The organism is Polyangiaceae bacterium, from assembly GCA_015075635.1.
Taxonomy (GTDB): domain Bacteria; phylum Myxococcota_A; class Polyangia; order Polyangiales; family Polyangiaceae; genus JADJKB01.
In genome coordinates this window covers 217,271-240,376 of record JABTUA010000001.1, presented here as the reverse complement: position 1 = coordinate 240,376, position 23,106 = coordinate 217,271, and the positions used below count along the sequence as shown (strand labels likewise).

General features: G+C 70.5%; 16 protein-coding genes and 1 pseudogene. 11 read left to right on the top strand and 6 right to left on the bottom strand.

Annotation, left to right across the window (positions count from 1 at the left end):
- Positions 1 to 3: 3 nt before the first annotated feature.
- Entirely contained in the window at positions 4 to 1,401 is a 1,398-nt protein-coding gene (locus tag HS104_01160) for a DUF4403 family protein (protein MBE7478585.1), read from the bottom strand.
- 27 nt (positions 1,402 to 1,428) lie between these two features.
- Between HS104_01160 and moaC the strand changes: the two genes are divergently transcribed.
- From moaC to HS104_01135, 5 genes and pseudogenes are all read left to right on the top strand, one after another.
- A complete protein-coding gene (gene moaC, locus HS104_01155) occupies positions 1,429 to 2,316 on the top strand; it encodes a cyclic pyranopterin monophosphate synthase MoaC (GenBank protein MBE7478584.1) in 888 nt (295 codons plus the stop codon).
- Positions 2,313 to 2,762: a molybdenum cofactor biosynthesis protein MoaE gene (locus tag HS104_01150; GenBank protein MBE7478583.1), complete on the top strand. Its 450-nt coding sequence runs from the start codon at positions 2,313 to 2,315 to the stop codon at positions 2,760 to 2,762. The genes moaC and HS104_01150 overlap by 4 nt, the downstream gene beginning before the upstream one ends.
- A 9-nt stretch (positions 2,763 to 2,771) precedes the next feature.
- The gene (locus tag HS104_01145) at positions 2,772 to 3,347 is read left to right on the top strand and encodes a hypothetical protein (GenBank protein MBE7478582.1); all 576 of its coding nucleotides are present in this window, start codon (positions 2,772 to 2,774) and stop codon (positions 3,345 to 3,347) included.
- Positions 3,344 to 3,997: pseudogene (locus HS104_01140) on the top strand (M23 family metallopeptidase). Before HS104_01145 ends, HS104_01140 begins: the two are co-directional and overlap by 4 nt.
- Before the next feature lie 672 nt (positions 3,998 to 4,669).
- Entirely contained in the window at positions 4,670 to 5,932 is a 1,263-nt protein-coding gene (locus tag HS104_01135) for a serine/threonine-protein phosphatase (protein ID MBE7478581.1), read from the top strand.
- On the opposite strand, the gene HS104_01130 is transcribed toward HS104_01135, so the two are convergent.
- On the bottom strand, positions 5,929 to 6,498 hold the full coding sequence (locus tag HS104_01130) for an NTP transferase domain-containing protein (protein ID MBE7478580.1): 570 nt from the start codon (positions 6,496 to 6,498) through the stop codon (positions 5,929 to 5,931). The genes HS104_01135 and HS104_01130 overlap by 4 nt on opposite strands.
- On the bottom strand, positions 6,498 to 7,688 hold the full coding sequence (locus HS104_01125; GenBank protein MBE7478579.1) for a molybdopterin molybdotransferase MoeA: 1,191 nt from the start codon (positions 7,686 to 7,688) through the stop codon (positions 6,498 to 6,500). The genes HS104_01130 and HS104_01125 overlap by 1 nt, the downstream gene beginning before the upstream one ends.
- A gap of 243 nt (positions 7,689 to 7,931) precedes the next feature.
- Here HS104_01125 and HS104_01120 point away from each other — a divergent pair, with 243 nt between their 5' ends.
- The 4 genes from HS104_01120 to HS104_01105 all read left to right on the top strand — a co-directional run bounded on the left by HS104_01120 (position 7,932) and on the right by HS104_01105 (position 12,994).
- Positions 7,932 to 9,155 carry a hypothetical protein gene (locus HS104_01120; GenBank protein ID MBE7478578.1) on the top strand — a complete coding sequence of 408 codons (1,224 nt, stop codon included), beginning with the start codon at positions 7,932 to 7,934 and terminating at the stop codon, positions 9,153 to 9,155.
- Positions 9,156 to 9,162: 7 nt separating this feature from the next.
- Positions 9,163 to 9,738, top strand: coding sequence for a hypothetical protein (locus HS104_01115; protein ID MBE7478577.1), 576 nt, complete (start codon positions 9,163 to 9,165; stop codon positions 9,736 to 9,738).
- Positions 9,739 to 9,925: 187 nt separating this feature from the next.
- A complete protein-coding gene (locus HS104_01110; GenBank protein ID MBE7478576.1) occupies positions 9,926 to 11,293 on the top strand; it encodes an NAD-dependent succinate-semialdehyde dehydrogenase in 1,368 nt (455 codons plus the stop codon).
- A 90-nt stretch (positions 11,294 to 11,383) separates the two neighbouring features.
- On the top strand, positions 11,384 to 12,994 hold the full coding sequence (locus HS104_01105) for a glycosyltransferase family 39 protein (GenBank protein MBE7478575.1): 1,611 nt from the start codon (positions 11,384 to 11,386) through the stop codon (positions 12,992 to 12,994).
- Between the two features lie 6 nt (positions 12,995 to 13,000).
- Here the strand turns inward: HS104_01105 and ppk1 are convergent, their stop codons facing one another.
- A complete protein-coding gene (gene ppk1 / locus HS104_01100; GenBank protein ID MBE7478574.1) occupies positions 13,001 to 15,250 on the bottom strand; it encodes a polyphosphate kinase 1 in 2,250 nt (749 codons plus the stop codon).
- Positions 15,251 to 15,316: 66 nt separating this feature from the next.
- On the opposite strand from ppk1, the gene HS104_01095 reads away from it, so the two are divergent.
- Complete coding sequence (locus HS104_01095) at positions 15,317 to 16,570, top strand: hypothetical protein (protein MBE7478573.1); 1,254 nt, start codon at positions 15,317 to 15,319, stop codon at positions 16,568 to 16,570.
- A 69-nt stretch (positions 16,571 to 16,639) separates the two neighbouring features.
- Positions 16,640 to 18,739 (top strand): serine protein kinase, encoded by a 2,100-nt coding sequence (locus HS104_01090; GenBank protein ID MBE7478572.1) that lies wholly within the window; start codon positions 16,640 to 16,642, stop codon positions 18,737 to 18,739.
- Position 18,740: 1 nt separating this feature from the next.
- On the opposite strand, the gene HS104_01085 is transcribed toward HS104_01090, so the two are convergent.
- On the bottom strand, positions 18,741 to 19,913 hold the full coding sequence (locus HS104_01085; GenBank protein MBE7478571.1) for a PAS domain-containing protein: 1,173 nt from the start codon (positions 19,911 to 19,913) through the stop codon (positions 18,741 to 18,743).
- Complete coding sequence (locus HS104_01080; GenBank protein ID MBE7478570.1) at positions 19,910 to 23,095, bottom strand: efflux RND transporter permease subunit; 3,186 nt, start codon at positions 23,093 to 23,095, stop codon at positions 19,910 to 19,912. Before HS104_01080 ends, HS104_01085 begins: the two co-directional genes overlap by 4 nt.
- Between the last annotated feature and the right edge of the window lie 11 nt (positions 23,096 to 23,106).

Sequence of the window (23,106 nt, the reverse complement as noted above, 5' to 3'; positions counted from 1 at the left end):
GGTCTACCTCACCCGAAACGTCGTGTGACCGGACAAGATCGCAAGGGCCACCAGGCCGTCCTGCTCGGGGTGGACGCGCTCGACCACGGATTTCTTCATCTCGCTGTCGATCTCGACGCCCTCCGGCAGGTCCTTGCCAAAGCCCTGCACGAGCCCGGTGAGGGCGGCCGGCCCCGAGGCGACGTCCACGGGCAGCGCGGCGGACGCGTGCCGCTCGATGAGCTCGAGCAGCGCTGCGAGGTTCGGCAGCTCCGGCGTTCCCGGCGCGACCGCGAGCCGACGCAGGCGGACCCGGCCGAGCTGCGCGTCGAACCACGGCTCGGCCAGGATCCCGAGGTCGCCGCAGGCTGCGCCCGCCAGCGTCGCGCGCAGTGCGACCAGATCGCGGGAGCCCGAGCGCGCGCCTCGGGCCTCGAGCTTGACCACGCGGGTCTCGCCGCTCTGTGCCGCTTTGGTGCCGAGCGAGCGGGTCAGCTGGGCGGACACGTCCACCCAGCTCGCGCGCACGGGTACTCGGAGCTCGATGCCCCGCGCGCCGTCGTCGCTGGTGACCAGGCGCGGCAGCGGCGGCGCCTTGACCGCGACGTTGGGCTCGCACGGATCCTGGATGCGCAGCGTGCCCTCCGCGCCGAGCTGGGACACCAGCGCGCCGTCGCGCAGCTTCGGCCGTTGCTGCGTGATGCGGTCCGGCTGGATGCGCAGGCAAGTCGAGGTGCTGAGGGCGATGGGGTGGTGCAACAGCTCCCACACCCCCGCCACGCTCGGCCGGATCTCGGGCATGGAGGCGTCTATGCGGCCCTGGACGTTGCCGATCTGCCGGTTGGCCTGCTGGCGGATCTGGGGCGTGGCGTCGACTCCGGCGATGGTGCAGGGACGCGTGACCGCGATGGAGACCCGGCTCTTGCCGATCTCGTAGCCCTCGTTCAGAAGGAGAGGCACGCTGGCCACCGCCGCGAGCCTCGGGCTACAGCGGCCGTAGGTCGGGCAGAACGGTCCGAGCGGCTTGCAGACCTCCGCCTCGACCTCGACCGGGACCTGCACGGTGAGCCGCTCGGCATCCAAGCCGATGCCGATGCGACCGCGCCGGACCACGTAGCTGACCTCGCCGGGGGCGCCCACGGGCTTGCGCTGCTCGGCGGCCAGGGTGACCGGCACTTCCTTGCCTAGCGCGCGCTCGAGCGCGGCGAGCTCCGCGTGGACCTCGACGCCGATGCGCGAGCGCTGCTCCGGAAGCGGCTCCGGCGCCTGGGCCTCGAGCTGGACGTCGGCGAGGCGCACGCCGCACTCGGTCGCGCCGGCTCCCTCCGGTCCCGTACCAGCAGGTGAGCGGGGGCAGCCGGCGAGAGCCAGCGCTGCGAGGACCAAAGCGGCGCGCGAGTGCAAGGGCTCGGAGTATGTCACGGCTCTTCGTGTGGTACCTTCCGCGGCGTGAAGCTCTACGCTTTCGACGAGGTGGACGAGTCGCTCCTGCTCTTGCCGATGGCGGCACGCCGGGCTCTCGACCACGCCGGGCGGCGCCTGTCCCGCGCCGGTTGGCTCAGCCTGGACGTCGCCGCGCGTCGCGAGCTCACGCAGCTCGGCTCGGAGCCCCGGGTGGAGGACGTCCGAGTGCGCGCCCTGGTCGAGCAGGCGAGCCCCGCGGCGTTGCCCGCCACCCCAGCGCTCGATCCGCCCGCGGACGCCGCTCCCCCCGAGGTCGGCGAGGCGTTCGGGCAGAGCCGGCCGCTGCCGGCGGCGCTGTGGTCGAGCCTGTCGCCCCTCGATCGCTTCGCGCTGGCAAAGGTGGCGGAGAAGCGGCGGCCCGAGCGACTCGCGGCGGCCTACGCCGAGATCGTCGGCGCGAGCGCCCTCTCCACGCACCTGTCCGCCGCTGGCGCGGTGCGCATGGTGGACGTGGGGCCCAAGTCCCCGACCTTGCGCCGGGCGGTCGCGGAGAGCTTCGTCGGCATGAGCGCGGAGGCGTTCTCACGACTCGAACAGGCGAACGTCGGCAAGGGTGACGTGCTCGGCACGGCGCGCATCGCCGGCATCATGGCGGCCAAGCGCACCTCGGAGCTGATCCCGCTCTGCCACGCCCTCGCCATCACCCACGTGCACGTGGACATCGAGCTCGACGCCGGTACGCGCCGCGTGCGCCTGCTGGCGACCGTGGAGACCTTCGACCGCACGGGGGTGGAGATGGAGGCGCTGTGCGCGGCCTCGGTCGCCGGCCTCACGGTCTACGACATGCTCAAGGCCTACGACCGCGCGATGGAGCTCGGCCCCACGCGCCTGCTCGCCAAGTCCGGCGGGCGTTCGGGAGACTTCGCACGATGAGCTTGCTGGAGATCCGAGACACGCCGCTGTCCGTGGACGAGGTGACGCGAGCCGTGGCTCACCCTGGGGCCGGCGGCACGGCGCTCTTCATCGGTACGGTGCGCGACGAGAACGAAGGCAACCGCATCACGCTGCTCGAATACGAGGCCTACGCCAGCATGGCGGTGAAGGAGATGCAGGGCATCGCCGAGGAGATCGCCCGGGAGATCCCCGGCGTTCGCCTGGCGGTCTTGCACCGCGTGGGCCGGCTCGAGGTCGGCGACCTGGCGGTGGTGTGCGGCGCCAGCACCCCGCACCGCGACGAGGCGTTCCGAGCTTGTCGCCTGCTCATCGACCGCATCAAGGAGCGGGTCCCGATCTGGAAGCGCGAGCACGGCCCGGATGGGCCGTACTGGGTGGGCTTCCGCGATGCCCGCTGCGGCGGCCACGCAGATCACGTAGACTGAGCGTCCGCCATGTCGCCGCGCGTCCTGCCCCTGGTCGCCGCGCTCGGGCTCGCTGCGTGCGAAGCCGAGGCGCCTGCACCCTCGCCGGTCGGCAGCTCATCCCAGCCAGTCGCCGCCGCGCGCAGCGTCGAGCTGGCGGAACCGGTCTGGCCGGCGTCGCTGGATCGCGAAGTCCGGGACCGCTTGCCCGCTGCGGCCCGCGCCGAGATCGCGAAGTCGCCGGTGCCCGTGCTCGCGCCGCCGACCGCGGCGTTCGCGTCGAACGCGATGGTCAGCGTGGGCCCGGTCTGGGCTGCGGTGTCCGCCACGGCGGACGGTGTCACGCTGACGCTGCACGGCTCGAAGCTCGCCTACAAGTACCCCGACGTCGCGCCGGTGGCCGGTGACCGCACGCTGCGCGGCAAGCCGGGCTTCGTCACAGTCGAGTCGAACATCTGGCAGGCCTCGTGGAGCGAGGGAGGAGTCGCGTATTCGCTTCACGCCGAGTGCGCCGCCGCGGGCGACGGTCGCTGCGCCGACGACAAGTTCCTGATCGCGAGCGTGGAGTCGCTGGCCTACGTCGGCGGTCGAGGCGGTGCGCCGTGAGGCTCGCGCTCGCCTCTGGCCTCGCGGCGTTCTGTCTGGCGAGCTCCGCCTTCGCCGCGGACTTCAGCTACAACCCACCGGGCACGCTGGTCTCGGGCTCCGGCACCGGGCGCGTGGACTCGAAGGTCTACGCCCCGGGCATGCGCTTCCCCATCGAGAAGGCCCCGGCCTACGCCAACTCCCAGGTCTGGGGGCACGGCGGGTCGAGCGGTCCCGGCGGGGGGCAGTGCGACACGGAGAACTTCAGCTACCCGTGGTGGGACAACTACTGCGAGACGCGCAGCTGGAGCATGCCGCTCTGCCCGGCCGGCAAGGGTCATCAGGGGCAGGACATCCGCGCCGCGACCTGCACCAAGAACGTGCACGGCACGGTCGCCACGACGGACGGCAAGATCACCAGCATCGGCACCTACTCGGTGTACCTGACCGGCAACGACGGCACGGTGTACCGCTACCTGCACATGGGGAGCCTGGCGGTCTCGACGGGCCAGACCGTCAAGAAGGGCGACCTCCTGGGCAAGGTGTCGAACGAGTTCGGCGGCACGCCGACCACGGTGCACCTGCACTTCGATCTCGAGCAGAACGTGTCCGGCATCGGCAAGGTGTTCGTGCCGCCGTACACCTCGCTGGTCGAGAGCTACCAGGCGCTGGTCGGACCCGTGCTGCCGAAGCTCGACGCGAAGTTCGTGGCGCAGGGCAGCGACGCCGAGGCGGATCCCGAGGGCAAGGCGTATTACCGCGTCTGCGCCGGTGAGCCCGTCCACTTCTGGTTCGAGCTCGAGAACACCGGCGCGCTCAGCTGGACGGACGCCGGCAGCGGCGACGGGCAGGCGATTCGCCTGGGCGTTCCGGGTGACGCCACCGATCCGTTCACCGGGACCTCGCGCATCAGCCTGAACGAGAACGCCAACGCGAGCGTGAGCCCGACGGGCGGCGACTGCAACGACCAGGCCGGCTGTCGCCGCACGGTCTTCCAGAAGACCCCAGGCATCTCCGGCGTGGCGCCCTCTGTACCCGGCGTGTACGAGTCGCGCTGGCGCCTGCTGGACGAGCTCAAAGCCTGGTTCGGCCCGGAGATGTTCCTGACCTTCAACGTGGTGGACTGCGCCGGCGACGGCGCGGCGGGCAGCTCCGGCTCGGCCGGATCAGCTGGCTCGGCTGGGGCCGGCGGCAGCGGACAGAAGACCCGCGTGCTGAAGGACGACGCCGGCGACTGCAGCTGCCGAGCCCCGGGTGGCGGCGCCGCGCGGTCCGGGGCGCTGTTTCTGCTGCTCGCCGCTGCGCTCTCGGCACTGCGGCGCAGATCGCGGTAACGTCGTCGCGTGGGCTCGGCTGTTCCCGGCTTCGACTTTCGCGTCGCGTGCGCGGTGGCGAGTGAGATCGGCAAGCGCAAATCGCTCGAAGATCGCCACCTGCTCGCGCCGGAGCTCGGGTTGTTCGCGGTGGCCGACGGCGTCGGCGGTAACGTCGGAGGCGAGGTGGCCGCAGAGCTCGCGCTCGCGGAGCTCCGCCGCGCCGTCGAGGACCACGAAGCGCAGGAGATCATCGGCGCCTACGCCCGTGCGCCGGATCGGGCACTCCGCCATCGCGTCTTCGAGGCCTTGAATCGGGCCTTCGCCCGCGCGAACTCCGCCATCGTCGAGCACGCGAAGGCGCACCCGGAGCTGAAGGGCATGGCGACCACGCTCGACGCGGTCTGGTTGGCTCGCGACCACGCCTTCGTCGCCCACGCCGGGGACGGTCGCGTGTACTTGGCGCGCGACACGGCGATGCTGCAGCTGACCCAGGATCACGCCCATGGAGAGACGCTGAAGGCCGAAGGCACGGTGCGCCCCAATCAGAAGAATCCCTTCTTCGATCGGTTGGTGAACGGTCTTGGCCTCGCCGAGAACGTGCTGGTGGACACGCTGTTCGTCGATCTCTCGACGGGAAACCGCCTGCTCCTCTCCAGCGACGGCGTGCACGACGCCATCGGCGACGAAGCGGCGCTGGCCCGGCTCCTGCGCACCGGCAGCGTGGAGGAGGCGCCGCGCGAGCTGGTCGCCGCAGCGACGCTCAGGGGCCGCGACAACGCCACCGCGGTGGTGGTCGAGCTCGGCGAGCGGCTGGTGGAGCGCAAGGACTCCGATCGCGGCCTCTCCGCCGAAGATCTCGAGCGGGTCTGCATGAGCGCGCTCTTGGCCGACCTGAAGCGCCCGCTGGTCTTGCAGGCTCTTGCCGCGGCTGTCGAGATCGAGCTCGAGGCCGGCGCCATCGTGCCTCGAGTCGTGACCAGCGATCTCTGCGCGTACATCGTGCTGGACGGCATCGTGCGCGTTCCGGCCAAGCGCCGCGTCGGCACCGGCGCGCTCTTGTTTGCGGAGTCGCTGGTCGGTGTGTGGAGCGACGGCGAGCTGCCGGTGGTCGAGGAGAGCGCGCGTCTCTTGCGCTGGCGTGCCCACGATTTCGACGAGGTCACGGGACGCGACGCGGCGCTCGGCGCGGAGCTCTACAAACGCATCGCCAAGCACGTCGCGCGCACCGCCGTCAAAGGCCTGCCTCCCGCCCCGATGCCGTCGCTCTTGCCGGGTCCGCCGGACGCCTAGCTCAAGTCGCCTGGCTCGTCCCAGTCGCGGAGCTCGTCGCTCGTTTCGAGCGGGAGCTCGACGGCGTCGAGCGCGGTGAGCACTGCCTGCAGCGAGCGCGCACCAGTGGCGATCAGCGCGCGGGTCGCCTCGCGCGCCGGAGTGGGCGCGTAGCGCGCGCAGAGCGGTTGCCAGAGCTCTCCTTGGCGCGGCGCGACCGCGCTCGCGCGCGGCTCGAAGGCGCTGAGCCGCCGGAGCAGCGCCGCGCTCACGAAGGGCAGATCGCAGGCCAGCGCCAGGGCGAAGGGCGAACCGCGCTCCGCCGCCGCGCCGAGCAGCGCGCCGAGGCCGCCGATGGGGCCGACGCCGGGCGGCTGGTCCTCGAGGAACGGCAGGCCGAGCGAGGCGTATGCCTCGGCGCGGCCCACCAGCACCACCTCGGGGTCACCGAGCGCCTCGCGCGCCACGCGTTCCAGGCGAGCAACCAGCGTCTCGGCAGCGCCCGGCGCCACGAGCAGCCCCTTCGCCACGCCGCCCATGCGGCTGCCGCGACCTCCCACGAAGATGCCGACCAGCGGAGCTGGCATCAGAGCGATCCGAGCGCCAGCACGCTCACCTCCGCGCCCGCCGCGAAGCCCTCCGACTCCGCCGGCACGACCAGCAGGCAGTCGGCCCAGGCCATGCTGGTCGGCGCACCGGAGGCTTGGTTCGGCAACGGTGTGACGGCGTCGCCGTCGAGCGTGCCGCGCACGAAGCTCATCCGCCCCGCCTTCTGGCGCACCGCCTGGGTCAGCCGCGCGCGGCGGAAGCCGGGCACGGGCTTGCGATCCCCTGCGAGCATCCGAACCAGCGGTGCGCCGAACAGCGCGAACGTGACCTGCGCCGACACGGGATTGCCCGGCAGGCCCAGGATGCGGGTCGCGCCGCACCTGCCGAAGACCAAGGGCTTGCCCGGACGGATCGCGACCTTCCAGAAATCGAGCCTCGCGCCCGCGGCCTCGAGCGCCGGCCGCACCAGATCGTGCTCGCCCACGCTCACGCCGCCCACGGTCAGCAGCAGATCCGCGCCGGAGAGCGCGTCGCGCACGGCGGCCAACGTGGCCTCGCGGTCGTCGCGCACGTAAGGCAGAAGACGCGGCGCGGCGCCCAGCACGCGCAGCGTGGCCGAGAGCGCCTGCCCGTTCGACTCGGGGATGCTCCCCGGTCGGGCCGGCGAGCCCGGCGCGCGCAGCTCGTCCCCGGTACACAGGATCGAGACCCGCGGCCGCACGAACACGGGGAGCTCCGCGCGATCCATCGCCGCCGCGAGACCGATCTGCGCCGGGCCGAGGCGAGTGCCAGCGGCGAGCCCGAGCCCGCCGACGTCGAGATCCTCGCCGCGCTTGCGCACGTGGCTGCCGACCGCCGGCCGCGACTCGAAGCGCGCTTGCTCGCCGTCGCGTTCGACGTCCTCCTGCATCACCACGGCGTCGGCGCCCAGCGGCAGCGCCGCGCCCGTGAAGATGCGACACGCCGCGCCGGCTGCGAGCTCGGGCGGCGTCGCGCCGGTACGGCTCTCGCCCGCGACGGGCAGGCTCCATGGCCCCGCTCCCGAGAGGTCGGCGCTGCGCACCGCGTAGCCGTCCATCGCGCTGTAGTCGAACGCGGGCATCGGCTGCGCCGCCGTCAACGCCTCCGCGAGAACGCGGCCCAAGGCGTCGGCGAGCAGAGCCCGCTCCGTGCCCAGCGGCTCAACGTCACGCAGGATGCGTTCCCGCGCCTCATCGAACGAGAGCATGGGCGAACCTTAGTCCAAACGCGCAAGGCTAGCGCGCACCGGCAGTGTGCCGCGCACGCCACGCCCGCGAGTTCTCACTGGGCGGGGCGCCGGGCGAACCCGCCACCGGCGGGAAAGAATGGAAATCGTGAGAAAAGCCCGCAACCACCCGGCCCGTCGGCACGAAGAATGCTCGTCGTGCCGGCGTCGTCCAACTGGGTACGCCGGTTGCTACACCCGGAGCTAACGCGCATGATTCCTCCAATGCCGACCCGAAGGTCGTTCAACCTGGGTCTCGCCCTGCTCGTGGCCAGCATCGTCGCGCCGAGCGTGGCTCGGGCGCAGGGGGCGCAGTGGGACGACGCACCCGATGACGACCCCGCTGGCGACGAGCTGGTCCCGTACGACGATCGCGATCCGGCTGCGCTCACCGACTTCAACGCCGAGCTCGCGCCCCACGGTGCTTGGCGCGACGACCCCACCTACGGGCGGGTCTGGCTCCCGCACCGCAGCGTGGTCGGCCCGGACTTCGCGCCCTACGTCACCTCCGGGCACTGGGCCGTCGCCAGCGACGGCGGCTGGATCTGGGTCAGCGACTACCCTTGGGGTTGGGTCGTCTTCCACTACGGGCGCTGGGTGTGGATCGCGGGCGTGGGCTGGGCCTGGGTGCCGGGCCGCCAATACGCCCACGCCTGGGTCACCTGGCGGGTCGCCGATCCGGGCTGGGCCTACGTCGGCTGGGCGCCGATGCCGCCGGACTACGTGTGGTTCGACGGCGTCGCGGTGGGCGTGTGGTTCGGATTCTACACCCCCTGGGTGTTCTGTCCGAGCGCCTACATCTACCATTCGCATTTGCACGGCTACATCGTGCACGACCACTATCACGTGCATCGGATCGCCGCGCACTCGCACCGCTACGTCCCGCCGCGCGGCGCCCCTTCCTGGGCCGGGCCGCCGCCGCGGCAAGCGCACGTCCCCGCCAAGGCGATCCCGAAGACCCACGCGCCGGCGCACCCCAAGGCCGTGGCGGCCTCGCGGCAGAAGGCGAGCGAGCGCAACGCGAAGGTCATCACGCCGGGCGGTCGCAGCTACGACGGCGCCGGCGCGCGTCGCGTTCCGGATCGGCGTCCGGCCTCCCGCACCTTGCCCGGAACGAGCAACGAGCCCTTGCGCTCCTACCGGCAGCCCTCTGGACCCGGCGGTCCGAGCCGCGTCGAGCCGGGCTATCGCGCTCCCAGCGCCGGCCAGCGCAGCGCTCCCTCGCCGTACCGCGCCGAGCCGCGCTACCCCTCGCGCTCGCCGTCCCCGTCGCGCGCCGCGCCCTCGCGCTCGGAGAGCTCTCCGCCGAGCGCGGCGCCGTCCCGCCCGTCGCAGCCCTCGTATCGCTCCTCGCCGCCGCGCACCTCCCCCGCGCCGGCGCCATCGTATCGGCCCCCTGCACCTGCGCCCGCGCCGGCCCATCCCGGTCGTCCGGGTCGTCGCCGCTGAGGTCACCATGCACGTTCGCTCACACTTCGCCATCGGCTCGCTCGCCCTGCTCTCGCTCGCGCTCGGGGGCTGCATGTACGATCGCGGTCACCACGACGACTGCTACGGACCGAATTGCGATCCCTACTACCCGCCCACGAGCGCGGCGAAGGCCACCATCGACACCGGCGCTACGCTGGCCGACATCGATCCGGGCCAGGGCGCAGGCGCCTTCGTCGAGTATCAGACCGGCGGCAAGTGGCGCGTCTTCACCGCCTGCGACACCGAGGTCTCCAAGCTCAGCTGCCGCTGGGACATCATCGTGTCCGTCGGCTCCAGCAGCGAGCTGATCGAGTTCACCGCCGAAGAGCTCGAGAGCTCCGACTACCTCGACTGGCGCGACTCGAGGAGCGTGCGGATGGTCGCGACGAACACCCTGGACTTCGACGGCTTCACCTTCGACGTGACCCCGGGCGCCACGGTGCGCGTGGACGTCTACCTGGATGACGCCCCGGCGCCGGCTTACATTTACTGGGTCGGCGAGGGTGGCCTGCACCAGGGCGCGCCGACGAACCCCATCGATTTCACGCCGAGCGAGCCGTAGGCGCCAACCGACCGCGCGCGCCGCGTCCGAAAAGATCTCCATCGCTTCGTCCACGTGGCGAGCCGCCATCACCACACGCCGAGCCAACATGTCGCGGCTCTTCGGCCGGTGACGAGGTCGCTGGCTCCCACGCTGCGTGAGCCACACGTCGTCAGCGCGCATGACGCGATGGTACGCTGCCGGGATGCTGACCGAGTTTCGTTCCGTCGATCCGTCCAGCGGCCGGCTCGTGCTCGAGCGTCCCGAGGCCAGCGCCTCCGAGGTCGACGCCGCGCTCACGCGCTCTGCCGCGGCGTTCCGCGCGTGGTCGGAGGAGCCCATCGCCACCCGGGCCGCCTCGCTCCGCCGGCTCGGCGCGACGCTGCGTGCGCGCGCCGAAAGGGACGGGATGCTGATGGCAGAGGAGATGGGCAAGCCCGTCGCACAAGGCAAGGCCGAGAGCGAAAAGTGCGCGCTCGCGTGCGAGCACGCCGCCGAGCACGCCGCGGCCTGGCTCGCGCCCGAGCCGGTCCCCACGGAGGCCAGGGCGAGCTACGTCCGCCACGATCCCGTCGGGCCGATCCTGGCCATCATGCCGTGGAACTTCCCGTTCTGGCAGCTCTTCCGCTTCGGCGCCTCCGCCCTGGCCGCCGGGAACACCATCGTCCTCAAGCACGCGCCCAACGTCCCACGCTGCGCCGAGGCCATCGTCGCGGCCTGCGCCGAGGCCGATCTCCCCGAAGGGCTGATCCTCTCGCTCTTCGCCCGCGTGGACCAGCTCCCCGGCGTGATCGCCGACGACCGCATCGCCGCGGTGACGCTGACCGGCAGCACTCGCGCCGGCAAGACCGTTGCAGAGCTCGCGGCACGAGCGCTCAAGCCGTCGGTGCTCGAGCTCGGCGGCAGCGACGCCTTCATCGTGCTAGCCGACGCAGATCTCGATCAGGCGGCAGAGGTCGCCGCGCGCGCGCGCCTCTTGAACAACGGCCAGAGCTGCATCGCCGCCAAGCGCTTCATCGTCGAGCGGGCCGTCGCCGACGACTTCGTCGAGCGCTTTCGCTCGGCCCTCGCGGCCCATCGGGTCGGCGATCCGCGCGACCCGACGACGCAGGTCGGCCCCATGGCCCGCCGCGATCTGCGCGACGAGCTCGCCGGTCAGGTCGCGCGCTCGGTCGCCGCCGGCGCGCGCGTGCTGCTGGGCGCTGAGGCGCCCGCGCGGGACGGCTGGTGGTACCCGCCCACCCTGCTGCTCGGCGCCGGTCCGGGCATGGCGGTGTGGGACGAGGAGACCTTCGGGCCCGCCGCCGCGGTTCACGTCGTCGAAGACGCTAGAGCGGCGGTGCGCGCCGCCAACGCGAGCCCTTTTGGTCTGGGCGCCGCCGTCTGGACCGCCGACCGCGAGCAAGGCGCGCGCATGGCGGTGGAGCTCCGCTGCGGCGCCGTCTTCGTGAACGACCTCGTCCGCTCCGATCCCCGCATGCCGTTCGGCGGCACCAAGCAGAGCGGGTGGGGGCGCGAGCTCGGCCGCGAGGGTATGCTCGAGCTCACGGACACCAAGTCGGTGTGGATCAGCTAGTGACGTAGCGCCTCAGCGAGCGTCCCGTCAGCTTCGTGAACCGGTGAGCCACGTCTCGAGGGTGAGCCGTGATAGCCTCGCTGGCGCTCCATGGCGTTCGTCGAGAGGCTGCGCGCAGTGCTCGCCCGCGAGGCGACCGCGACCGGCCTGGTCGCGGTGCTGTTCGCGCCCGTGTGTTGGATGGTTCTCCTCGAACGCTGGGCGGCGGCGGGACAAGCGAGCTTCCCCGGCCACGCCGACTCCAGCTTCTACTTCTCGCTCGCCAAGAACCTCGCCAACGGGCGGGGGCCCGTCATCGACTACATCTGGCACTTCTGGGCTCCCCACACGGACCTCACGCACTTTGGTCCGGACTACTGGATGCCGCTGCCGTCGCTGCTCATCGCGGCGGTGATGAAGCTCTCGGCGCCGTCGGTCGTGGTCGCCGCGCGCTGCGCGGTGGTCGCGTCGGTCGCGCTCGCCGCGCTCGTCTGGGTCTTCGCCAGGACGTCGTCCCTGCCGCGCTGGGCTGCGCTCCTCGCGTGCGCGGCCGTCTTCCTCGCGTTGCCCGTCGGCCACTTCAGCGTCCGCGCCGATCCGAGCCTGTACTACGCGGTGTTCGTGCTCGGCGCGCTGACGCTCGGGATCCGCGCGCGCGACTCCGGCGATCTGCGGTTGTTGTTCGGCGCCGGCCTCGTCGCGGGCGCCGCGCATCTGTCCCGCAACGACGGCGTGCTGGTGATCGTGAGCCTGGCAGTGGCCCAGCTGTGCTGGTCGCCCCCCTCGCAATTTTTGCGTAGATTGGGCGTTCTCTGTGCAGGATACGCGCTCCTGCTCGCGCCTTGGCTGCTGCTCTCGTTCACTCGCACCGGCAGGCTGATGCCCGCGCACGGCGCGCTGCCGTTCCTCGTCGACTACGAAGACCTGTTCGCGCTCCCGCCGGGGCCGTCGTTCAGCGACCTCGCGCGTGCGGGGTTGTGGGACGCGCTGCTCCTTCGCCAACGCGCCTCTCTCGACCGCTCGCTCGACGTGGTGAAGGAGGCGCTCGGCGTTCCGCTGCTCGCGCTCGCGCTCGGAGTAGGGATGCTCTTGGGCGCCAAGGTCGCGGGGCGAGCGCCGGAGAGCTCGCTGCTCGGGCAGCTCCGGCGAACCAGGTGGCTCTTGCCGTCCCTGTACGTCCTCGGCGTCTGCTTCCTGCACATCAGCATCACCCCCGTGGCCTCGGGCTCGGGTGCCGTGTCGCGCACGCTCCCCGCGGTCCTCGCCCTCGTGGTCGTGGCGGCGATCTCGGGGGCGATCGCGATCCGCGCCGGTGCCGGGGTCACCGTGGCAGCCGCCGCGCTGCTGCTCGTATGGCCCTGGCACGAGCAGGCGAAGGGCATGCCCCTGCGTGATGTTCGAGAGAACAACGCCGTGGCGGAGCGGCTCGCCGTCCTTCATGGCGCGCTCGACCGCGAGGCGCGCTGCTTCCATCGACCCGTCGTGGTGATGACCCGAGAGCCCTGGCAGCTCACGGAGCTCACAGGGTACCGGAGCATCCAGATCCCGAACGCCGATCTGGACACGATCCTGGCGACCGCGAAGCGCTACGGCGTCACCCACCTGATGCCGTCGTTTCGCCGGCGCGCGCTCGGGGATCCGCGACTGCTCGCGGCCTTCGCGCCCGTCCCCGGGGTGGCCGGCCTGTCCCGGACCACGGAGCCGGCTCACAGCTGCCCATAGACCCTTTCAGTCCTCCAGCCGCCGCTTCTGCTTGCGCCGCTTCTTGCTGCCGCGCTTGCGCAGCTTCTCCATCGCGGTCTGGGCGCTCGTCGGCGCTGGCGCTGGGGCGAGCTGGCGCGACACGGTCTTCTCGCTCTCCCGGGAGCGCTCGCGGGACAGCTCCATGAAGCGGTACTGGCTGCGCAGCGGCTTGCCGTCCTTCTCGGTCAGAGCGCGCACGTAGCTGCCGCTGTCCTCGAGCACCCAGCCCTTGGCGGTGTCGGCGCGCATGGTGCCCAGGATCTCGTCCACTACGCGGCGCTTCAGCGACTCGTCCAGGACCGGCCACATCACCTCGACCCGGCGCCGGAAGTTGCGCGGCATCCAGTCGGCGCTCGACAGGTAAACCTCGTCATTGCCGCCGTTGCCGAAGTGGAAGATGCGCGAGTGCTCCAGGAAGCGATCGACCACGGCGCGGACGCGGATGTTCTCGCTGGCGCCCTTCACGCCGGGACGCAGGCAGCAGATGCCGCGCACCAGGAGATCGACCTCGACGCCCGCCTGAGAGGCCGAGTAGAGGGCGGCGATCACGTCGGCGTCCACCAGCGAGTTCATCTTCGCGGTGATCTTGGCCGGCCGTCCCGAGCGCGCGTGCTCGGTCTCCCGGGCGATGAGCCCCAGCACGGCCTCGTGCAGGCCGAGCGGCGCGACGATCATGCGATTCCAGCGCGGCGGCGCGCTGTAGCCGGTGAGCAGGTTGAACAGCGCGCTGGCGTCTTCGCCGATCTCCTCGTTGGCGGTGAAGAGCGACAGATCGGTGTAGAGGCGGGCCGTCTGCTGGTTGTAGTTGCCCGTGGCCAGGTGCACGTAGCGCCGGATCCCGGTGCGCTCGCGGCGCACCACGAGCAACACCTTGGCGTGGGTCTTCATGCCCATCAGGCCGTACATCACGTTGACGCCCGAGCGCTCCAGCGCTCGCGCCCACTGCATGTTGCTGGCCTCGTCGAAGCGCGCCTTCAGCTCGACCACGGCGGTGACCTGCTTGCCGAGCTCGGCGGCGCGCTGCAACGCGCGGACCACCGGCGACTCGCCGCCGGTGCGGTACAGCGTCTGCTTGATGGCGAGCACCTGCGGGTCCTCGGCGGCCTGCGACACGAAATCGACGACCGCCTCGAAGGTCTCGTAGGGATGGTGCAGGAGCACGTCCCGCTCGCGGATGGTCTCGAACAGGTCGTCGCTGTCCCGGAGCGGCGGCACGTAGACGGGCGAGTAGGGCTCGTCGCGCAGGTCGCGCCGGTCGTCGCCGGCGGTCATCTCCATCATGTCCGCCAGGTAGAGCGGACCTCTGGCCTTGAAGACGTCGCGCTCGACGTCCAGGTCGAGCGAGCGACACAGGAACGCCTGCGAGTCCGGCGGCACCGAGCCGCTCACGCTCAGGCGCACGGCGTGCCCGCGCTCCCGGCGGCGGAGCTCGGCCTGAAGGGTGAGCAACAGGTCCTCGGCCTCGTCTTCGTCCAGCTCGATGTCGAAGTTGCGCGTCACGCGGAACGCGAAGCGACCCACGACCTTCATCTGCGGGAAGAGCATCGAGGCCTGGCGCAGGATCAGATCCTCGAGCAGCACGTAGGCGCGCCGGAGGCCCTCACGCGGCACGCGGATCATTCGGCCCAGCGGCATCGGTACCTGCACCACGCCGAAGCTCGGCTCGTCGCCCCGCACCGGTGCGTCGAACAGGAACCCCACGTTGATGCTCTTGTTGCGTACGTGGGGGAAGGGGTGCGCGGGATCGACGACGATGGGCGTCAGCACCGGAAAGATGTCCTTGCGGAAGTGCTCGTCCAAGAGCGCCTGGTCCTCCGCCGCGAGCTCGTCGGGGGAGATCAGCGCGATGCCGATCTCGCGCAGCTTGGGCTGCACGGTCTCCTCCCAGATGCGATAGCTCTCGTCCACCAGCTCGTGGGCGCGCACGCTGATGGCGGTGAGCTGCTCCACCGGCGTCAGGCCGTCTGGCGGCACCTCGTCGATCTCGCCCGAGAGCTGGGCCTGGAGCCCGGCCACCCGCACCATGAAGAACTCGTCGAGGTTGTTGGCGAAGATGGACAAGAACTTGAGCCGCTCGTAGAGCGGCACTCGCTCGTCGGCGGCCTCCGCCAGCACCCGCGCGTTGAACTCGAGCCAGGCGAGCTCGCGGTTGATGAACAAGCCGGGGTCGTCGAACCGCTTCTGGGCTCGCACGGACGCCGCGGGTCGGCTCGGGGCAGGGAGGTCCAAGCTCATGTGCGAAGGGGGCCAATCCTACCCCACGCCGCGTGACTTCCGTGAACAGTGGTAGTCTTCGCGACGATGGCTGCCCGAATCGGGAAGCTCCGCGCGCTCGCCGCCTCGGTGGCGGTCGTGCTCGCGCTGGGCTCGGCCTGCTCCGACGGCGGAAATCCCGAGGTCCAGAAGCCGAACGGCGACGCGGGCGGCAGCGGAGGTGGCGGCGGCGTCGGCGGGAAGCCGGACTCCGGCAGCGAAGACGGTCCGCCCGACGCGGGCAGCGACGCCGACGCCACGGACGCGCCGCCGTCACCGCTTCGTCTCGGGATCATCCCCGTCCCGCCATCGAAGGGGGACGCCGGACCGTCGGCGGCGGACGACAAGCTCGCGGAGCTCGACGTGCTCGCGCTCGGCTCCCGCGGCGTGAGCCACGTCGTCCGCTGGGACGCGTTGTTCTCGAGCCCGAGCGTCCCGTCGCCGACGGCGTGGCAGAAGCTCCAGGGCTCCGCCCAGCTCTACCAGAGCTCCGCGCGGGCGTTCCTCCTGTCCGTCGCCCTGGTGGATCGGACCCTGGACGCGAGGCCGAGCGGCTCCCCGGCGGGCTGGAACAGCGTCGCGACCCGCACCGCCCTCGACGCGCTGATCGACAAGGTGTTCGACAGCTTCGGCGACGAGCTCTACGCGCTCTCGTTCGGCAACGATCTCGACCGCTATCTCGCCGGCCAGAGCGCCACCACCGCCGACGATCTGACCGCCCTGGTCGAGCACGGTCTCGACTACGCCAAGCAGCACCCGTCGCGTCCGGCCGCGCTCCTGGTCGGCGCCACCTTCAGCTCCGACGCGCTGGCCAAGGGCCCCACGGCGTCGATGGCGAAGATCCTGATGAAGTCCGACGTGGTCGTCGCCAATTACTACGCGCTCGACGAGCAGTTCCAGGCGCGGCCGACCACCCAGGTCGCGCAGGATCTGGACGCGCTCTCTTCGGGCGGGACTGCCGACGCCGGCGAGGCAGGCGCCGCGCGTCCGGTGCTCTTGCAGGAGGTCGGCTACCCCAGCGCGGCGGAGAACGGCAGCTCGCCGGAGCAGCAACGGGCCTTCTACCAGGGTTTGTTCCAAGCGCTGACCACGCGCCGCGAACGCTTCCCCTTCGTGAGCGTGAACGGGCTCCACGACCCGCCACCTGCCCGTTGCGCGACCGAGGCCGCCGCGTTCGGCGCCGCGGCGAACGGCGCCGCCGTCGCGGCGCGCTGCTCGCTCGGACTGCGCGCCGCGGACCAGACCGCGAAGCCGGCGCTGTCGAGCGTGCTCGAGGCGCTCGCGGCTTTCGCGAATCCCTGACGATTCGGCCGAATCCTGCGGCGGGACGCGGACTGACGGAGGCCGCTTTTGGGGCTATGCTGCCTCACCATGAGCGATTCCGGTTACACCGCGAGCGACAAGGGCGCGAAGGGCGAGGCGAAGAGCATGGTCGCGGCCATCGCGGCCATGCAGGACTACGATCGCTACCGCGATCTCTCCTGGGACGGCAGCTTCGAGGAGTACCTCGCCATCATCCGCGAGCGGCCCCAGGTCACGCGCAACGCCTTCCAGCGCGTCTACGACATGGTCATCTCGCACGGCACGGAAGAGTACATCGACAACAAGAAGCGGCTCATTCGCTACAACTTCTTCCGCGACGAGGTGGACGGCGGGCGTGACGCGATCTTCGGCTTGGACATCCCGGTGATGCGCTTGATGAGCGTGCTCAAGGCCGCCGCCGAGAACTACGGCCCCGAGAAGCGCGTGATCTTGCTGCACGGGCCGGTGGGCTCCAGCAAGAGCACCATCGCGCGGCTGCTCAAGAAGGGCTTGGAGCGTTACTGCGCGAGCCCGGAGGGCGCGCTCTACACCTTCAGCTGGGTGAACCTCTCGGACACGGGCCTGGGCAGCGGCGGTGCCGACGTCTTCGACTCGCCCATGCACGAGGAGCCGCTCAAGCTCATCCCGCTCGAGTGGCGCGACAAGGCCATCGAGCGGCTTCACCTCTCGAACGAGAAGTACAAGGTCCGCGTCGAAGGCGAGCTCGATCCCGCGAGCCGCTTCATCTTCAAGGGCTTGCTCGAGAAGTACCACGGCGACTGGGGCAAGGTCGTCGAGAACCACGTGCGCGTGCGCCGGTTGGTGCTCTCCGAGAAGGACCGCATCGGCATCGGTACCTTCCAGCCCAAGGACGAGAAGAACCAGGACTCGACCGAGCTGACCGGCGACATCAACTACCGGAGGATCGCCGAATACGGCTCGGACAGTGACCCTCGCGCCTTCAACTTCGACGGCGAGTTCAACATCGCCAACCGCGGCATCGTCGAGTTCGTCGAGGTCTTGAAGCTGGACGTGGCGTTCCTCTACGACCTGCTCGGAGCGTCGCAGGAGCACCGCATCAAGCCCAAGAAGTTCGCGCAGACGGACATCGACGAGGTGATCGTCGGTCACACCAACGAGGCCGAGTACAAGCGCCTGTTGAACAACGAGTTCATGGAGGCCTTGCGCGACCGCACCATCAAGATCGACATCCCGTACATCACCAAGCTCTCCGACGAGATCAAGATCTACGAGAAAGACTTCTCGCAGGACCGCGTGCGAGGGAAACACGTGGCGCCGCACACGCTGGAGGTGGCGGCGATGTGGGCCGTGCTCACCCGGTTGGAGGAGCCGAAGAAGCACAACCTGCAGCTGATCCAGAAGATGAAGCTCTACGACGGCAAGGTGCTGCCGGGCTACACGCAGGACACGGTCAAGGAGCTGCGCAAGGAGAGCAAGCGCGAGGGCATGGAGGGCATCAGCCCGCGTTACGTGCAGGACAAGATCTCCAACGCGTTGGTGAGCGAGGCCGGCGAGGGCACCATCAACCCGTTCATGGTGCTGAACGAGCTGGAGAAGGGCCTGACCCACCACTCGCTGATCACCAACGAGGAACAGCGCAAGCGCTACCGTGAGACCATCGGTATCGTGAAGCGAGAGTACGAGGAGATCGTCAAGAACGAGGTGCAGCGTGCCATCAGCGCCGACGAAGAGGCGATCAGCAAGCTGGCGGCGAACTACATCGACAACATCAAGGCCTACGCGCTCAAAGAGAAGGTCAAGAACAAGTACACCGGCCAGGACGAGGAGCCCGACGAGCGCCTGATGCGGTCCATCGAGGAGAAGATCGAGGTCCCGGACAACCGCAAGGACGACTTCCGCCGCGAGATCATGAACTACATCGGCGCCCGGGCCGTGGAGGGCAAGAAGTTCGACTGGCAGTCGAACGACCGCCTGCGCCGGGCGCTGGAGCTCAAGCTGTTCGAGGACCAGAAGGACAGCATCAAGCTCAAGACCTTGGTCTCCGCCGTGGTGGACAAGGAGACGCAGGAGAAGATCGACATCATCAAGAGCCGGCTCATGCGCTACTTCGGCTACAACGAGGTCAGCGCCACCGACGTCTTGAACTACGTCGCGAGCATCTTCGCCCGCGGCGACGCGAAGAGCTGAGTCAGGTACGGGAGAGCGTGAGCCGGGTCCGCGACCTCTGCGTCGCGGCGTCCGGCTTCTTCTTCCCCGGCAGGAGCAACGTCACCACCGCGCCGCCGCCCTCGCGGTTGGCGAGGCTCAGGCTTCCGCCGTGGGCGTCCACGATCTCGCGGCAGATGGTCAGCCCGATGCCGGAGCCCTTCTCCTTGGTGGTGTAGAGCGGCAGGAGCGCGCTCTCCAGCGCCTCGCTCGAGAGGCCTCGCCCGCGGTCGGCCACCTCGAAGCGGGTGGTGCCGGAGGCGTCCACGCCGAGCGAGACCTCGATCGACTCGGCCGAGCTGCCCGCTTCGACGGCGTTCTTCACCACGTTGATGAGCACCTGCTCGATCTGGGCGGCGTCGAAGTACCCCGACTTCTCCGGAGCCTCCGGCCAGCGCACGCCGGGGTAGAGCGAGCGCAGGTGCTCGAGCAGCGGGCCGAAGCTCACGGCCGACGGGCGCGGCAGCGGCAGCCGCGCCAGCCCCGCGTAGCCCTCGAGGAAGCTCTGAAGGTGGCGCGCCCGCTCCTCGATGGTGTCCAAGGCGCTGCCGAGCTTCGGCAGGTGCTCGGGCCTGTCCAGCATCAGGCGCGCGGAGCTGACCAGTGAGGTGATGGGCGCCAGCGAGTTGTTCACCTCGTGGCTCACCACGCGCACGACGTTCTTCAGCGTGTCCACCTCGCGCCGCGACACCTCCTTGGTCAGGAGCTTCACGATCAGCATGGTGTGGGGCTCGCCTCGCATGGCGACGGGGCAACGGCACACATGGTAGGTCTCGCGCTGTCCCTCCAGGTCCACCGTGAACAGGCGCTCGGTCTCGCCGGAGAGCGCCTCGCGCAGCGGCTCCGGCGCCGAGGCGAGCAGGCGCAGAAAGTTCTTCCCCTCCGGCGCTTCGCCCTCGAAGAACAGCTCGCGGGCGGAGGGGTTCGCATAGAGGATGCCGCCGAGCTCGTCGAACAGCACCACTGCGTCCGGGTTGGCGTCGGCCGCGCGCTTCGCGATCTCCTCGTGCTCGGCGACGCCGGCGCGGAGCTGCGCGAGCTCGCTCTCCAGCGCTCGCTCGCGCACACGGGCGCGACGCGCGACGCCGAGCGCGGCCACGGCGCCGAGCACGGCTGTCACGACCGCGGGTAGAATCATCGTCAACGGCTCGCTCATGGCGTGGGGGAGGATAGGACGGGGGCGGTGCCGGTTTCCATCTCGCGCTCGAGCTCGGCGAGCTCGCGTTCGCGCTCCGCGCGCTCCGGCGAGGCGGCGAAGCGCCGGCGCAGCCAGGCCGAGAGGTCGTCCAGGAGCGAGTAGGCGACCGGCGTGGCGAGCAGCGTAAGCAGGAGCGAGAGCACCTGGCCGCCCACGATCACGCCGGCGGTCGCGCGGTTCATGCCGGCGCCGATGCCGGTCGAGAAGGCCAGAGGCAACATGCCCGCGACGAAGGCCAGGGTGGTCATCAGGATGGGCCTGAGGCGGTCGCGGTTGGCGACCAGGATGGCTTCGAGCCGATCTTTCCCCTCCCTGCGCAGCTGGTTCGTGTGGTCGATCTGGAGGATCGAGTTCTTCTTCACCACGCCGAACAGCACCAAGAGCCCCAACATCGAGTAGATGTCGAGGGCTTGCCGGAAGAGCAGGAGCGACACCAGCGCGAAGGGCAAGGTGAGCGGCAGCGCCAGGAGGATGGTGATGGGGTGGAGCCAGGACTCGAACTGTGCCGCCAACACCAGGTACATGAAGACGAACGAGAGCAGGAAGGCCACCAGGAAGCCCTGTGCCGTGCGCTGCATCTCGCGGGACTGACCCACCGCGGCGACCTTGTACTCGGGCGGCAGGTCGAGCGCAGCGATCTCGGCCTCCACGCCCGCCATCACCTCGCTCTGCGCGGCGCCCGGGGCCAGGTTCGCCAGGAACATCACCTGACGCTTGCGGTTCAGGCGCGTGATCGAGGCGGGGCCGGCGCCGTCGCTGCTCTCCACCACGTCGAGGAGCGGCACGTTGCCGAGCTTCGAGGAGGGCACGCCGAGCTGCGACAGCCCATCGAGGTCGGCACGCTGGATCGGGACGCCGCGCACGAAGACGCCGTAGGTCTGGCCATCCTCCTCGTAGCTGGAGACCTCCTGCCCGCCGACGAATAGCCGCAGCGTCGCGGCGACGTCCGCCACCGACACGCCCAGGTCCGCCGCCTTGCTGCGGTCCACGCGAAGCGCGAGCTCCGGCTTGCCGGTGACGTGGGTGCTGGTCACGTCCACCGCTCCAGGGACCTTCTTCACGCGTGCCACGATCTGCGCGCTCAGGCGCTCGAGCTCCGCCAGGTCCGGCCCGCTGATCTCGTACTGGATGGCTGCCCAAGCGCCGCCGCCGGCGAACATCGGCACGTCGGAGACGTCGATGCGCAGGTCCTTCGGCTGGTTCGGCACGATCTCGCGGCGGGCCATCGCCATCAGCTCGTCCTGCGACAGCTCGCGGGTCTCCGGGTCGGTCAGCTTGACGAAGACCTTGGCCAGGTTCGGAGTCTTGTCGTTGGAGTCGCCGATCGTCACCACAGTGGAGGTCACGTGGGGCAGCTCGCGCACCTGTCGCGCGATGCGCTCCGCGGTGAGAGCGGTGGCCTCCAGGCTCTGACCCTCGGGCGCGCGGACGTTCACCTCGAACTGTGCGTCGTCGCTGCGCGGCAAGAAGCCCTTCGGCACCTTGGCCAACAGCGGTACGGTGCTCGCGAGCGTCACGAGCGACGCTGCCACCACCACCCAGCGCCGGCGCATGACCCAGGACAAGAGCCGCACGTAGGCCCGCTCGACGGGAGCGTAGAGCGTGTCGACGATCCGCTCGAGCACGGGCTGCTTCGCCCCTCGGCCGGCGGCGTGGGGCCGCGCGCGGCCGAGCCAGCGCGACGACAGCATGGGCGTGAGCGTGAAGCTCACCAGCATGCTGACCATGATGGAGAAGGCCATGGTCAGGCCGAAGCTCTTCAGGAACCGCCCGACGATGCCGCTCATGAACGCCACCGGCAGGAAGACGGCGACCAGCGAGAGCGTGGTCGCCAGCACGGCCAGGCCGATCTCCTTGGTGGCGACCACCGCCGCCTTCACCGGCGAGAGCTGCTTCTCCTGGATGTGGCGGTGGATGTTCTCGAGCACGACGATGGCGTCGTCGATCACGATGCCCACCGCCAGGGCCAGCGCCAGGAGCGTGATGGTGTCCAGCGAGAAGCCCTGCCACCACATCAGCGCGAAGGTGCCGACGATGGACACCGGGATCGCCACCGCGGCGATCAGGGTGCTTCGCACGCTGCCCAGGAAGATCAACACCACCGCGCCGGCGAACAGCGCGCCGAGCAGGAGGTGCTCCTTGACCGCGCCGACGCTGGCCCGGATGGTGGCGGTGTTGTCGCGGATGACCTCCAGGCCGTAGCCGGCGGGCAGACCCGGGCGGATCTCGTCCAGCCGCGCGCGCACCTCGTCCGCCATCGCCACGCTGTTCTCGCCCGACTGCTTGCGGATCGACAGCAAGACGGCGGGCTTGCCGTCGCGGAGCGCCGCGGTCTCCGCGCTCTCGACGCCGTCCTCGACCTTGGCGACGTCACCGACCGTGACGCGCTGACCGCCTTGGTCGCGCAGCACCAGCTCAGCGACCTCCGCCGGGCTCTGCACTCGGCCGCGGACGCGCAGCACCTTCTGGTCCGGGCCGGCCTCGATGCGGCCGCCGGGCACGGTCAGGTTGCCGCCGGAGATGGCGCGTTGCACGTCGATTGCGGTGAGGCCGTGGGCGCGCAGCCGTTCGGCGTCCAGCACCACGTTGACCTGTCGCTTGGTGCCGCCGAGCACGTTCACCTGGCCCACGCCCCGTACGCTCTCGATGCGGCGGCGCACGGTCTTGTCAGCGACCTCGGTGATCTCGCCGAGCGGCGCCGGCGCGTTGACTGCGACGTAGAGCACGGGGGTCGCGTCGGCGTCGAACTTCATCACCACCGGGGCCTCGGTGCCGCTGGGCAGGTTCCCGAGCGCGGTGTTAACGCGCTCGCGGACCTCCTGCGCGGCGACGTCCACGTCCTTCTCCAGCACGAAGGTCACGATGACCTGCGAGACCCCTTCGCTCGAGATCGAGCGCAGCTCGTCGATGCCGCTGATGGTGTTCACGGCCTCTTCGAGCTTGTCGCTGACCTCGGTCTCGATCTCCGCGGGCGCCGCGCCGGGCAGGCGCGTCACCACCACCACCGTCGGGAAATCCACCTTGGGGAAGCGGTCCACGCCGAGCTGGAAGTAACCGGCGGTGCCCAGCACCGCGATCACCAATACCAGCACGGTGGCGAACACCGGGCGCCGCACGCTGACGTTCGAGAGCCACTGCATCGCGTCCTCCT